The sequence below is a fragment of the Kosakonia sp. CCTCC M2018092 genome, assembly GCF_003864115.1.
Lineage (GTDB): Bacteria > Pseudomonadota > Gammaproteobacteria > Enterobacterales > Enterobacteriaceae > Kosakonia > Kosakonia cowanii.
The window spans coordinates 2,785,614-2,798,464 of sequence record NZ_CP034225.1; the positions used below are offsets into that span (position 1 = coordinate 2,785,614).

General features: G+C 51.8%; 14 protein-coding genes. 7 read left to right on the plus strand and 7 right to left on the minus strand.

From position 1 onward, the window contains the following. Window positions 1-130 precede the first annotated feature (130 nt). The 4 genes from EH164_RS13300 to EH164_RS13315 form a co-directional block, all read right to left on the minus strand. A complete protein-coding gene (locus EH164_RS13300; RefSeq protein WP_124968557.1) occupies window positions 131-529 on the minus strand; it encodes a GFA family protein in 399 nt (132 codons plus the stop codon). Window positions 530-810: 281 nt separating this feature from the next. After that, complete coding sequence (locus EH164_RS13305; RefSeq protein ID WP_124968558.1) at window positions 811-2,301, minus strand: hypothetical protein; 1,491 nt, start codon at window positions 2,299-2,301, stop codon at window positions 811-813. Beyond that, window positions 2,301-3,953: a hypothetical protein gene (locus EH164_RS13310; RefSeq protein ID WP_124968559.1), complete on the minus strand. Its 1,653-nt coding sequence runs from the start codon at window positions 3,951-3,953 to the stop codon at window positions 2,301-2,303. The genes EH164_RS13305 and EH164_RS13310 overlap by 1 nt, the downstream gene beginning before the upstream one ends. Before the next feature lie 433 nt (window positions 3,954-4,386). Further along, window positions 4,387-4,869, minus strand: a complete 483-nt coding sequence (locus tag EH164_RS13315) for a glutathione peroxidase (RefSeq protein WP_124968560.1) — start codon at window positions 4,867-4,869, stop codon at window positions 4,387-4,389. Window positions 4,870-4,940: 71 nt separating this feature from the next. Between EH164_RS13315 and EH164_RS13320 the strand changes: the two genes are divergently transcribed. Genes EH164_RS13320 through EH164_RS13340 form a run of 5 tightly spaced genes read left to right on the plus strand, consistent with a single transcriptional unit; the run spans window position 4,941 to window position 7,574 of the window. Then, on the plus strand, window positions 4,941-5,120 hold the full coding sequence (locus EH164_RS13320) for a hypothetical protein (protein WP_124968561.1): 180 nt from the start codon (window positions 4,941-4,943) through the stop codon (window positions 5,118-5,120). After that, a complete protein-coding gene (locus EH164_RS13325) occupies window positions 5,117-5,695 on the plus strand; it encodes a cytochrome b (protein ID WP_124968562.1) in 579 nt (192 codons plus the stop codon). The genes EH164_RS13320 and EH164_RS13325 overlap by 4 nt, the downstream gene beginning before the upstream one ends. A gap of 13 nt (window positions 5,696-5,708) precedes the next feature. Continuing rightward, window positions 5,709-6,242: a tetratricopeptide repeat protein gene (locus tag EH164_RS13330; protein WP_124968563.1), complete on the plus strand. Its 534-nt coding sequence runs from the start codon at window positions 5,709-5,711 to the stop codon at window positions 6,240-6,242. Between the two features lie 22 nt (window positions 6,243-6,264). Next, the gene (locus EH164_RS13335; protein WP_124968564.1) at window positions 6,265-6,780 is read left to right on the plus strand and encodes a sigma-70 family RNA polymerase sigma factor; all 516 of its coding nucleotides are present in this window, start codon (window positions 6,265-6,267) and stop codon (window positions 6,778-6,780) included. Continuing rightward, window positions 6,777-7,574, plus strand: a complete 798-nt coding sequence (locus EH164_RS13340) for an anti-sigma factor (RefSeq protein ID WP_124968565.1) — start codon at window positions 6,777-6,779, stop codon at window positions 7,572-7,574. Before EH164_RS13335 ends, EH164_RS13340 begins: the two co-directional genes overlap by 4 nt. Before the next feature lie 12 nt (window positions 7,575-7,586). On the opposite strand, the gene EH164_RS13345 is transcribed toward EH164_RS13340, so the two are convergent. From EH164_RS13345 to EH164_RS13355, 3 genes are all read right to left on the minus strand, one after another. Then, on the minus strand, window positions 7,587-8,156 hold the full coding sequence (locus EH164_RS13345; RefSeq protein ID WP_124968566.1) for a YceI family protein: 570 nt from the start codon (window positions 8,154-8,156) through the stop codon (window positions 7,587-7,589). Window positions 8,157-8,238: 82 nt separating this feature from the next. After that, window positions 8,239-8,976: an SDR family oxidoreductase gene (locus tag EH164_RS13350; protein WP_124968567.1), complete on the minus strand. Its 738-nt coding sequence runs from the start codon at window positions 8,974-8,976 to the stop codon at window positions 8,239-8,241. A gap of 156 nt (window positions 8,977-9,132) precedes the next feature. After that, the gene (locus EH164_RS13355) at window positions 9,133-10,116 is read right to left on the minus strand and encodes a LysR family transcriptional regulator (protein ID WP_206430676.1); all 984 of its coding nucleotides are present in this window, start codon (window positions 10,114-10,116) and stop codon (window positions 9,133-9,135) included. Window positions 10,117-10,216: 100 nt separating this feature from the next. Here EH164_RS13355 and EH164_RS13360 point away from each other — a divergent pair, with 100 nt between their 5' ends. Together EH164_RS13360 and EH164_RS13365 are read left to right on the plus strand one after the other, a co-directional pair. Then, window positions 10,217-11,539, plus strand: a complete 1,323-nt coding sequence (locus EH164_RS13360; protein ID WP_124968568.1) for an amidohydrolase family protein — start codon at window positions 10,217-10,219, stop codon at window positions 11,537-11,539. Window positions 11,540-11,604: 65 nt separating this feature from the next. Further along, complete coding sequence (locus tag EH164_RS13365) at window positions 11,605-12,804, plus strand: arabinose transporter (protein ID WP_124968569.1); 1,200 nt, start codon at window positions 11,605-11,607, stop codon at window positions 12,802-12,804. The last annotated feature ends 47 nt before the right edge of the window (window positions 12,805-12,851 follow it).

A 12,851-nucleotide genomic window follows, 5' to 3' on the forward strand; every position in this document is an offset into this window, starting at 1 on the left:
GTAGGGAATGTAGCGTATCGGATTGGCAGGAGTCATGCCCGCTTTGCGCAACCAGCCGGCATGCTCCTGGAACTGAAGGTCTGCTATGAGCGAACAGCGGACCTCGCTGTTAATTTAACATCGGTTATCATCAGCGGCTTTTCTGCCATTCATCGTAATATGGTGTGTCCTGATTTTCATTGAGCCATGGAACGTCATGAGAGCACCATATATGTGCAATTGCCGCAGAAGAAGGTGGCTCATCCAGTGTTGCCACACGTACTATTACATGGCTTTGATGAGGCCTTTCTGCCATCAGGTGAGAGCCGCAGATTGAACAGAAATGACGAAGTTTATCCGGAGAAGAAGCATAAGAGCTAAGGTGTTCACTTCCTTTTAGCCATCTGAAATTTTCGCGTTTAACACCAGCTGTTGGCGCATACGGGGCGGCGTGTGCTTTTCTGCAGGTGTGACAGTGGCAGTTGACTATTGCACCTTCCAGCTCATCACATTCATACTGGATTTTCTTACACAGACAGCTTCCCTTCATAATTGCTCCTGACAGCATCTGGACATTTCCCGGTATTCCATACTTAACACAGGACTACTTACCTGGCCAGAAGACCTTAATTTATTGTTCAGGTTGATAGCGTTTGATAGCCTGAATACCTGTTTCTGGCACTTAACTGCCATAGGACGGTCAAGCAACTCACCTGACATTTCTGTTTCGCAATGAAGGCGCCTTTTCTGCATTGCGTCGACAGATACGCCATTGCCTGGCTTCTTACAGCCAGGCACCCAAACGTAATGTTATTCAACAAGGCCGTAACGCTACCCCGCTTTTAGCATTCGCCGAAGTTCATGATCCATATATTCATCTACAGCATTGGCATCAATTCCGCCTGCTTTATACCAGACATGGAGTTCTTTAATCGCTAGAATTCCAAACCTCGCCCAGCCGATGAGGTTCGTTCTCAGGAAGAACTGAATCATTTCGCCTCCTGAACGAAGTGCCGCATCTCCTGCATCCATCAGACACAAGGTTCCATGCGCCACAAGCAACATTCGCCTGAGTTCAGGGTTATTTGCAGAAGGAATACATTCACCCCAGGCCTTCTTATGATAGCAATGTTGTTTAACCGTCCAGGTGATTCGCACAAGCAACTCAGTAATCATGACGGGGATCGCCATCGCTAATCCATGCCGTAAGTCATACCCTTTCTCAAAAACCTGGACGGCGACGGTTGCGAAAGACTGGCGATGCTGGCCAAATTCACCCACATTAATAAACTGAAGTAATGAAAAGAAAGGAATGGGGATACCGGAGCCTCTGCCTGCTGCACCGGAAGAACCTGCCATATCAGAGAAAAGGTGGCCCAGCCAGTTTACGAAACCACTAAATACCTTAGAAACAACGTTATTCCCTTTAAGCTCAAAAGTCTCGGTATCTACGGAAACCAATTTTCCGTCTGCCACAAAATGTGCCGTGCTGGTAAATTGATCCAGGATCGAGAAAAATAAACCGACTAAGTCCGGGGAGTGGGCGAGACTTTTAATATGGTGATTCTTCGTGTTCATCCTGAACAAACCGTCAACATCTCCGCCATGCCGATGGTCATAGTTGACTTTGAATTTTCTCTCCAGAAAACCGATAGCGCTTTTTGTCGAATCGCTTGCTTCTGAACTGCCCTTCCATCCAAAGGCTGAAGCGAATTTCTCAACGGCACCGTCCACTGCATTATCTGCAAGCTGGGTCAGTTTTCCTGCACCAGGTGCGCCTACCAGAAAAATATCGATAAGTCCGCCAATAACGCCACAGGTGCCAGCAATCATGTAATCATATTTGTCGCAGCGGGCAGTCTTTAAGGTAAAGTCTTCCTGAATACGTTTTTCCAGAGCAATTCTTTGGGTTGGAGACATCAGGGTGCTAAACGGATCGACTGTTAAATCGATATTGTGTTTATGAGCATACTGCGATATGGACTGGGAATACGTTTCCCAGTCCATATCGCTGGTGAACGCTATTGTTTCTATCATCGACAGTTTACTGATACTGGACGATGACGTGGTCAAACCGGATTCAAGGTAATCGCTGAATTCACTGGAAACAGTTGTGTGGATATCCTCATCAAACGTGATACCTGAGTGTTCCAGAACACCATCCATAGCCAAAATCATTTCATCTAAAGCAGCATCGTTATCGGTTTGCAAAGCGTTAAGCGCTTCTAGAGCAGCATCAAGGTCACCCAATTGATGCTCGCTTTGTTCAAGCTGGTGCTTCTGCACCAGCAAGGCCGATACCTGAGTATCCGTTTTTTTCATTATGAGAATAGCCCAGTCAGTTTGCCTTTAATAACATCCCCCGCTCTGAAATAGCCGATGCCTTCAAAGATCGCGGCAAGTTTTTCTAATTGCTGAGTGGAAGCGTTTTCTTTGATCTTAAGTTTTTTCACTTCAACACTCTTCCCATCGTTTTGCTCTTCAACAATACATTCTTCATAGAATGAAAGAACAACATCATGGAATTGTTTTTTGATGGGCTCTCGGGTCAGCGAACTGAGTTTGGCCTCATCAAGATAAACAGGGCACTTAAGTTTGAGTGCACTGTTTTGCATTTTATTAGACTTCTTATTCAATTCATTTGCCGCACCGGTCAATGCATTCATCATCTTCTGGAGTTTTAGAATTTTTTCTCCTTGCCGATTATGCGCATCCAGGGCGTCGTTAAACTTTCCAGAAATATAATTTAGATCATTAATTAGCGCGGACAATGTGGATTGTGTCTGCTTGATGACTTCATTAAGCATGAGTTCCCGGCGCTTGGTTTTATCCAGTTCATTGGCACCTGTAAGATGACGAATCCCTTTATAGGCACCTACGCCTAATAACACCGCAACACCGATACCTGTTGCCATACTTGAAAAACCCAGCACGCCACCAAGTCCAAGTGTTGCAAGGCCAGAAGTGATGCCCGCTGCGGACATACCGATGACAGAGCCAGAGAGATAGACAGCAGCGAGTGGCACACCTACCGCACCTGCTTTTGCCGTAAGTTCTTTCATACTGCGTTTCAGCGCATCATCGGAAAAATCTTCCCGTAACATCTTAAAATCTTGCTGAATAGCCATTACCGCGAGTTCTATTTCTTCATCAGTTATGCTCAGCAAGGGTTGCACTTGCTGAAGAAACGGGAATTTTTTATATTCACCGTCATTAACACTCATGAAAATGCTAATCAGGTCTTTAACAAGAGAGACTTTTATTGATTTGTTATGGCTTGGGACACATTCCCGGTCAATGATCGCAATTAATTCTTCAACCGGTATCGGACTGGATTCTGAACCGACATAGCTACGCAGCGTAAACCGGGATTCAGTCGTTAACTCAAGTCGGGTCATCAACAAGAGAATTTCGGCAAATTCTTTTTTATCAACCTGACCATCATCTGAGAACGCCATGTTCACAATGACTTTGACATAAGCCACTTTGAGAGCTTCTGACATTTCGGCAAGTGTGATGAGCTGATCTTCTTCTTTGAACTCATCAAAGTCACTGATGGTATGCTTAAGAACGTCGCTCAGCTTCTTATAGTTGCACTCCATCAAACCTTTGATTTGTTTTACCTCGCCATTTTTTAGTATGAGGGAAACAGATTCTGTTCGCTTCTCCTTGCCTTTATCATTTATCGTGACATCTTCTATATATTCTACTGCTTCAATATTGCTGTAGAACAAGTCACAAGGACTTTCAAAAGCTTCTTTTATGACCAGTTTTTCACCGGTAAAAACGATGCCATCTTTTGCGCTACCAAATACCGTATTGTCATAAATGGCTAGCACAGTATTCAAGTTATCCGCAACATTGAATGCTTTAGCGACGTTATTCAGTTTTTTTTCAGGGATACCAGGAGCCACAAAAACATTCTTGCTTACTGAAGATAAATTTTCCTTAAGGAAAGTGTTGACGTTACTCACAAATTTCTCCTTATTCGTTGCAGTGGGTCGAAGAGTAATTGACCCGTTTTTTTTTCAAAGCGTGATTATATCCACCAGGAGTGTCACATCTTGTCATTAGCACATAGATATATGATTGAAATATAAAAAGGAGTATGCCATTTAAGCAAGTAAATCATTCACGAAATACTAAAAGGATACATGAGGCTGTTCTATCTCTTGAGTGAAATAAAATATAACCCGCTATTAACTAAAGAACTTAAGTAAAACACCATAAAATCACAACGAGATGCAACGTGCTGGACGCTGTGAACTATGTGACGATTAACACTTAAAAAGGAACTCAACGCATCGTCCACTTCTGGCATATAGCGGAAGCTTTTCTCGCCCCTCGCCTGCCTCCCCTCCCTGTGCCCCCGCACACTAAAATGACACCGTCAACTAAGCGCTAAACTCAGCTTTCAAGCGCAGCAACAATGGCGGCTTCTATTTTCTCCGGCTTGGTAAACGGCGCAAAGCGCTTAATCGGTTTGCCATCGCGGCCGATCAGGAACTTGGTGAAGTTCCACTTAATTCGCTCTCCCAGCACGCCGGGCAGCGCCTTTTTCAGATAACGAAACAGCGGATGCGCGGCGGCGCCATTAACCTCGATTTTTGCAAACATCGGAAAGCTGACGCCGTAGTTAATGTGGCAGGTCTGCGCGATGTCATCCGCGCTGCCGGGCTCCTGTTTACCAAACTGGTTGCAGGGAAAACCGAGCACCACCAGCCCCTGCGCGGCATATTTCTGGTAGAGCGTTTCGAGGCCGGCATATTGTGGCGTGAAGCCGCAATGGCTGGCGGTATTGACGACCAGCACCACCTTCCCCGCGTAGTCGGCCATCGGAACAGGCTGTCCGCCAAGGCTGGTGGCGGTAAGTTGATGAAAAGTGCTCATATGAGGTCCTCGTAACAGAACAGGTCGGCATTACCGCTCAGCGCGTTGCAACAGCAGGTATCTGGAGGCACATGGTGGCAAAGTTGGCGCTAAACAACAACAAACTGCACCGCTTCGCTGTTTTGCTGCGTGACAGCCGCCTCTTTTTAGCGCCGCTCGTCTGGGTAAAAGCAAAAAACATTTTTTATCGAATAGATCCACAGGGTGTGGCGTTTACCCATCATCAACAGACTGATGGAATCGCTTTATGACCGCAACAACACCGGCGCTGACACGACAGCGCTACGATAGTTTTACCCTGATACTGCACTGGATCACCGCAGCCAGCGTCATTTTCCTCTTTGCCAGCGCACATATCTGGGAGCTGCTGGAGCGCGGGACGCCGCTGCGAAAAGGGTTGCAGGCCGTGCATATCTCCTGTGGCATCCTGCTGGCGTTGGTGATGGTTGTTCGCCCGCTCTGGCGGCTATTCAGCCAACGCTCTCGCCAGTTTTCGATGCCGCCGCTTGAAGGCTCTACTCTGGCGAAAGGGCTCGCGCATGGCATGCACGGCGCGCTCTATCTGCTTCTTTTTACCCAAATCGTGCTCGGGTTTCTTTTCCGCTGGTCGCAGCACGAGCCTTTCCAGTTTTTTGGTCTGTTCGACCTGACAGGCTGGGTGGAGATCACCCCCACCCTGCGGCATACCCTTACTGAGTGGCACGACACGGTGGCGTGGGCGCTGATCTCACTGGCACTTGTGCATGCGCTCGCCGCGCTTTTCCATCACTACCTGTTACGGGACGGCGTACTGCGTCGCATGCTGCCCGGCCGTGCTTTTCGTTAACCTGGAGTCCACCATGAAATTACCTATCGCGATGATTCAACGCCTGCTGCCTGTGGCCTTTGTTCTGTTAAGCGCGCCGGTTTTTGCCGCCGGGGACGATAGCAGCAACAGCAAAACGCCCGATTGCCCAACCGGGCAGGTGTATGACAGTTCGACAAAGCAGTGCGTGCCCGAAAAAACAAGCCAGCTCAGTGATGAAGATAAAACCCGTTACGCCTATCATCTGGCAAAAAAAGGCGAGTATCAGGCCGCGCTGAATCTGCTCAACACGCTGAAAAATGGCGATACGGCTGAAGCGTGGAATTATCGCGGCTACGCCACGCGCAAACTGGGGCGTACGGATGAGGGGATCGGCTATTATCAGCGCGCTATCGCCCTCGATCCCACTTATGCCAAAGTGCGCGAATATCTGGGTGAAGCGTGGCTTATCAAAGGGCGTCGTGACCTGGCGAAAGCGCAATTGAAAACCATCGCCACACTCTGCGGGCAGAGTTGCGAGGAGTATCGGGATCTCGAGGCGGCGATTAACGGCAATGCTGAATCCTGAGTAAAGGTATGAGGATAAAAAAATCACTAGCAGTGACGTCCGCCAGCATCTTGCTGAATATCTGACACGCCTGTGGCGCTATGGGCTGGTTCTGTCGCGTAATCGTGAGGTTGCCGAAGAGCTGGTGCAGTCTACCTGTGTGCGCGCGCTGGAAAAAAGCGCGCAGTTCACCCCCGGCACGCGCATCGACAGCTGGTTATTCACCATCCTGCACTCCATCTGGATTTCAGATGTGCGTGCCCGCCGGGTGCGCCTCGGGCAGGGCTTCGTCGAAAGTGATGAACTGCTGGCGCCGGATACCCATGAGCAGGATGAAGCTCGCCTGCACTATGGAAAAATCATGCAGCACGTCAGCGACCTGCCGGAAGCGCAGCGCAACGCGGTCTTTTTGGTCTATGTCGAAGGTTTTACCTATCAGGAAGCGGCAGATACCTTGTCTGTGCCGATTGGCACCATCATGAGTCGGCTGGCGACGGCGCGGGCGAAACTCGCCCAGCTTGTTCACGCCCCGCGACCTGTACAGGAGAAGCGAGAGTGAAATCCATCAGATTTACAGCACCCTACAGCGATGAGGCGATCGTCGCCTGGCTGGATGGCGAAATGGAGGCAAGCGATGCCCGGCGCTTCGAGGCCGCACTGGCTGAGGATGCAAAGCTCACCGCACGCACTGACGCGTTAAGGCCCAATCAGCAAGAGATTGCCAGCGCTTTTGCGCCACTGCTGAATGAAGCACCGCAGTCACGTATGGAAGCACAACTCGCCACCCTGCTCGCCGGGCCCGCGGCAACTGAACCGAAGACCAATGGCGTCAGCCGACGGGCGCTAATCGCAGCCTCGCTCAGTTTTCTGGTGATCGGTTCCGGGCTGGGCTATCTGGCGCGTCCTGCAACGAAGAGGTTGGGAGAGAGCGAAAAAATTCGTGACCTTGAGGCGCAATATATGTCGCTCTACAGCGCAGAGACGCTGCTTGATGCAGACAGCTCGCCCACCGCATTGCAGCGCGGGCTGGCACGCACTGCGCAGGACATCGGTTTACGGGCGAATGAGCAACAACTTGAACTGCATGGAGCAGAGCTAAAAATGGTGCGCATCCTGCGCTATGACACCACCTCCATTGCGCAGATCGCCTGGATGCATGCCGATTATGGCCCGATGGCACTCTGTATTTCCCCGGACAGCCAGCCCGCGCACACGGAGCTGAATCACGAGCAGCGTCACCAGATGAACCTCGTCTGGTGGCATGCAGACGGTTACCAGTTTGTGTTGATTGGCCGCAACCCCACGTCCCAACTGAAGCAAAACGCGCTCACCCTGCAGGCGGCGCTTTCATAGTCAAAGGCGTGCTCAGACGGCCCGGTGCAGGCGGGCCTGAATCGCAATAGTGATTGTTACGTTGTCATCAACCAGCGCAGAGAAACGGGTCATGTTGAACGCCGAGCGTGAAATCGTAGTTGTTGCATGCAGGGAAAGGCTCTCTGGCCCGCTGGTTTTATCACTCAGTAAGGCATCCAGAATCACCGGGCGCGCGATGTCCTTCACCGCCAGAGTGCCCAGGATCCGATAATGGCCCTGCCCCACAGCCACCACGCGGCTGCTGGTGAAAGTAATGTTCGGGTAGCGTTCAGCATCAAAAAAGAGGCTGCTTTTCATCTGCCAGGTTAACAGCTGATTAGAAGCATTCAGCGTCGCCACCGGAATGGCAACATGGACAGTGTCGTCTCTGTCGTTGTTGGCATTGAGGGCAATATCCCCGCTGACATTTCCCAGCCTGGCCTGTGACATATCGCCAAATGCCTGCCAGGAGAGAGTAATGGTGGTCTTCTGCGAATTAATACGGTAGTCAGCCGTGCTGGCATATACCGAAAAGGTGCTGAGCAGAAATCCGAGAGCGATGGCAGGCACGATACGCGTCATGTTGATAATCCCAGGGGTGTTTAGCGTATAAACGTGCCAACCCGGTTTTTTATTCGATTCCCTTTTGCATAGCGTGAAAGCGCTACGGTTGCAGCGCTTCGCGGGTTGGGCCCTGGAAGTAAATCTGGCCGATATGGCAACTCCGCGGCTGCGTCAGCACAAAACGCATCGTCTCCCAGACCGAACGCCCATTCAGCAGACGCTCGCCCATTTTCGCCTGACTCCCGGCAAGCGCGTCTAATCCTGTCACTTCAAAATCGGGTGGATAGAGCCCGGTAACGCGTATATTTTCTTCGCTAAGCTGCTGCGACAGTTTAGTGATAAAGCCGCTAAGCCCATGTTTGCTGGCGAAAAACGCGGGGTGGGCAATGGAGTCCGTAAAGTTCGGGATGCCGCATGAGGAGATGATGGCGACGATATCCGCGCTCTCTGATCGCCGAAGCCCCGGCAGCAACGCCTGCGTCAGCAGAATCGACCCGGTCACGCCAGAATTGATAGTCGTGATAATGTCTGCCGCAGGCTGCTCGTCTAAGGTGCCTGACAACCACTGCGCAGCATTGAGGATCAACATGTCGATAGGCTTGTCTGACCCTAACAGCCGATCAGAAAAGTGAGAGAGGGATTCAGGCTGGGCTAAATCACACAGATACCCTCTGGCGATGCCGCCCTCCGCGGTAATGATGTCGCAGGTTTTTTGAATATCCTCAGCCCGCCGCGCGGAAAAATCGACCTCAACGCCCTCTCGCGCCAGCCATACGCAGAGCGCCTGGCCAAATCCGCCACCACCGCCGGTAATAACCGCTCTTTTACCTTTCAGCATCTTCATCTCCTCTTTTTTCTGTGAAGGGAGATATACATGAGGAGGCGGGGTGGCATCTTTCCGTTCGTGCCATTTTTACAGGGGTGATAAATGGGCTGTGCTGCAAGTTTTCACAACCTGCACTTTATCTCCAGAGATTAACCTGACAGAGCAGAATCAGGTTGCATCCAGGTTTGAACATATTTCAGTACAAAAATCGAGAAATGCCTCAACTGTTGCAGGTGCCAGACGACGCGAGGGCCTGGTGACATAGAGCGGATAGGTTTCGCCAGGCCATTGCGGAAATAGTTCAACAAGCACTCCGTCATTAATCAGTTGCCCGACACTTAGTGAAAGCACTTGCGCAATACCTGTGCCACTTACACAAGCCTGCACCATGAGATCGACATCTGTTGTAATCAGATGGCCTTGAGTTTCTACTGTAAGCCTTTCCCTGCCGCGTCTGAATTCCCAACCGAAGGGCTTGCCGCTGCGTGGATCGATATACTGGATGCACTCATGATTGACGAGTTCTTCCGGCCTGTCCGGTCGCCCACGCCGTGCCAGATATTCCGGCGATGCTACAGTCAGCACACGAGTCTTAAGAAGCAGTTTTGAAGTGATGGTTGAAGGGGGTTGGGGACCAAAACGCAAGGCAATATCAATTCCCTCGGTAACGAGATCCCCTACATCCGGTTGTTGCACAACCGTCAGTTCAAGCTCCGGATGGCGTTGTTGTAAAAGAGGCAGGTTTGGTGCCAGAACATAGCGGGCAAATATCGGGTTTACACTAACTCTTAATGCACCTCGCACCGCGACTGCGGCTCCAGATACATAGCTCGCAGCCACCTCAATACCGTCCAGGTGTGGCGCCGCGCGCTCATATAGATTTCTTCCTTCATGCGTCAGATGCAAGGTACGCGTCGTGCGATTGAGCAAGCGTACACCGATCCTTTCTTCGAGCCTGTCTATCGACCTGCTAACGCCAGAAGCGGACAGGCCCAGCACTTCACCCGCACGGCTAAAGCTACCAGCTTCTACTACAGCAGCTAACACACTCAATCCTGACAGCAGTCGTCCGTCAAAGCTCATATGACACCATCTTTGATTTTTAGCAAAAATAATTTGAGTGAGAGTACCTTTATCAAAGGTGGTGCGCAATCTATCGTGTCGGCCATGTCGTTACGAATCGCCCTGATCCCGGGTCACCCGCTTATCGGAGCCGCAACGACAACTATTTATTAACCCTAAGGAACACGATATGACAACGAAACGTACTCTTTTCAAAGGCGGCATCATCCTTACGCTGGATGACAATGTCCCCAATCTCGCTGTGGGCGATGTTCTGGTCCAGGGTGACCAAATAGCTGCTGTTGGCCCGTCTCTGGAGGCGGATGACGCCCACATTATCGACGCCGCCGACCATATTGTTATGCCTGGCCTGGTTGATGCTCACCACCATATGTGGCTTGGTGTAATGCGCCGCATGATGCCCAACGTGGATGATCTGTTTTCCTACATTGATGTTGTCGCAGATCAGCTGGGCGCGCACTACCGTCCGCTGGACATGTACCTGAGCACAAAGCTCACTGCAGCTGCGTCACTGGACGCAGGTATAACCACCATTATTGATGCCTGCCACAACTCGCGCAGCCCGGAGCACACCGATGCTGCCCTTGATGCCCTTAAAGAGAGCGGCATCCGCGCATTACACATGGTCGGCGCGGCGATGGACAAGAAAGCTTCAGCTGCACATCTGCCGGGCGATTTGTATCGGCTCGCACAAAACTGGAATAAATCAGACAGCCTTGTGCATGTTGGTCTGTTTGGTCAGCTCAAACTGGACTGGTGGGGGGTCGCGCGCGAGCTTGACATGCGCATTCTGACTGAGTTCATCGGCGATCTCGCGAAGCTCGGTCCTGAGTTTGCAGAACCGGGAGTGCTTGGCGCGCATAACATTTTTAATCACTGCTCACGGGTTCCGCAGGAGACATGGAAGCTTCTGGCCGGGGCTGGAGTCAACGTCACGGTCAATCCCCGTTCGGATGCCTTATTCGGCTTCGACGACGAGAGCTTTGCTTACCAACAGGCCATTGACCATGGTCTGACACCGGCGCTGGGTATCGACCTGGATACCGCATTTGGCAGCGATCTGTTTGGAGAAATGCACGCACTGTTCGGACAACAGCGATCGGCAATGCGTTATCGACGCTTCCATGGCGAAGAGAGCGTGCCAGCACCTATCACGGTCGAGGCAGTACTTGAGGCGGCTACCATCAATGGCGCACGCGCAGCCGGACTAGAGGATCGGATTGGCACGCTTACACCAGGTAAGCAGGCCGACATCATTATGGTACGAACCAAAGGGGTTGCTGTTTTCCCGGTAACCAACGTAACCGGAACGGTGGTGCAGGCTATTGAACGCTCTGATGTTGACACCGTGATGGTGGCAGGTGAGTTGCGCAAGCGTGGGGGGCAGTTGATTAACGTAGATTTGGCGGCGCTTAACGCTGATATCACCGCTTCCCGTGACTATCTGCTCGAAGCCAGCGGCTATCAAATCGATCGTTTTACCGCATCCTGATAACAGAGCGGCCCGTCGTACCGGGCCGTTCCACACCCTTACGTCTTATTTCACAGGAGACTTTCATGCCAGCCGTCGCCGTAAAGCGGATTGCGAAGGATAACACCCCACCAGCGCTTCTTCCGCGCCCCGCATCGGGCGTTATCGCCGCACTGTTCTTTGGTTATCTGGCAGTCGGACTGCCATTGCCAGTGATCCCATTGTTCATCCATGGTCATCTTGACTTCAGTAACCTCGTAGTGGGACTGGTGATCGGCGTCCAGTTCCTGGCTACGGTGCTCACCCGCGGCTACGCCGGACGTGTAACAGACCAGCAGGGTGGCAAGCGTTCTGCACTGCAGGGCGCAACCCTCTCGACGCTGGCAGGCGCGTTGTATCTGGTGGCTTCCGCTACAGATATGTCGCCTACCGCCAGCCTCTGCCTCGTCATTGCCGGTCGTTTGATGGCCGGTTTTGGTGAAAGTCAGTTCGTGACGGGATGTGTGTCCTGGTCGATTGCCTCGGTGGGTCCTCAGCGCGCCGGGATGTCAATGTCCTGGACCGGTATTGCCATGTTCGCGGCGTTGTCAATTGGCGCTCCCATTGGCATGGCGCTGTATCAGCATTACAGCCTCGCGGTGGCGATGATGGCCTGCATCGCTTCACCGGTTATTGCTGCGCTGATTGCTCTGGGTTCTGTCTCGTATATATCGCCGGGCGGCGCACGATTGCCCTTCTATCGCGTGGTCGGACGCATCTGGCGCGAAGGGCTGGGGCTGATGCTCCAGGGCGTCGGGTTGTCCGGGCTCACTGCCTTTGCCTCGTTGTACTTTTCTGCACATCACTGGCAGAACGCAGGAGTGGTGATGACGGCCTTCGGTCTCGGATTTATTTTCGTCCGTCTCGTCTTCGGACATCTACCTGATCGGATTGGCGGCTATCGCGTTGCGATTTGGTCCCTGGTGGTTGAAGCCATCGGACAGGCGATGTTGTGGCTGGGATCAAATGAATGGATAGCGCTTGCTGGTGCTCTGGTGACCGGCCTGGGCTGTGCGCTGGTTTTCCCGGCATTGGGTGTCGAAGCGCTCAGGCGAGTGCCACCAGCCAACCGCGGCAGCGCGATGGGTGCTTTCGTGGCCTTTCTTGATATTGCCTATGGTATCTCCGGCCCAGCAGCCGGTCTGATCGCCGGCCAATTCAGTTATGCCGCCGTTTATCTCTCTGGCGCGGTTTGTGCGCTGCTGGGCGCGCTGCTCGCGAGCGTTTCCCGTCGTCCGCACTTCTGAACATCACTTAATGCCGTCAGTTGAGTCTGGCGGCGCAATAATCTGGA

Excerpts from the sequence above, each read along its gene's own strand:
- EH164_RS13300 (WP_124968557.1), bottom strand. The coding sequence starts at position 529 with ATGAAGGGAAGCTGTCTGTGTAAGAAAATCCAGTATGAATGTGATGAG.
- EH164_RS13305 (WP_124968558.1), bottom strand. The coding sequence starts at position 2,301 with ATGAAAAAAACGGATACTCAGGTATCGGCCTTGCTGGTGCAGAAGCAC.
- EH164_RS13315 (WP_124968560.1), bottom strand. The coding sequence starts at position 4,869 with ATGAGCACTTTTCATCAACTTACCGCCACCAGCCTTGGCGGACAGCCT.
- EH164_RS13320 (WP_124968561.1), top strand. The coding sequence starts at position 4,941 with ATGGTGGCAAAGTTGGCGCTAAACAACAACAAACTGCACCGCTTCGCT.
- EH164_RS13325 (WP_124968562.1), top strand. The coding sequence starts at position 5,117 with ATGACCGCAACAACACCGGCGCTGACACGACAGCGCTACGATAGTTTT.
- EH164_RS13330 (WP_124968563.1), top strand. The coding sequence starts at position 5,709 with ATGAAATTACCTATCGCGATGATTCAACGCCTGCTGCCTGTGGCCTTT.
- EH164_RS13345 (WP_124968566.1), bottom strand. The coding sequence starts at position 8,156 with ATGACGCGTATCGTGCCTGCCATCGCTCTCGGATTTCTGCTCAGCACC.
- EH164_RS13350 (WP_124968567.1), bottom strand. The coding sequence starts at position 8,976 with ATGCTGAAAGGTAAAAGAGCGGTTATTACCGGCGGTGGTGGCGGATTT.
- EH164_RS13360 (WP_124968568.1), top strand. The coding sequence starts at position 10,217 with ATGACAACGAAACGTACTCTTTTCAAAGGCGGCATCATCCTTACGCTG.
- EH164_RS13365 (WP_124968569.1), top strand. The coding sequence starts at position 11,605 with ATGCCAGCCGTCGCCGTAAAGCGGATTGCGAAGGATAACACCCCACCA.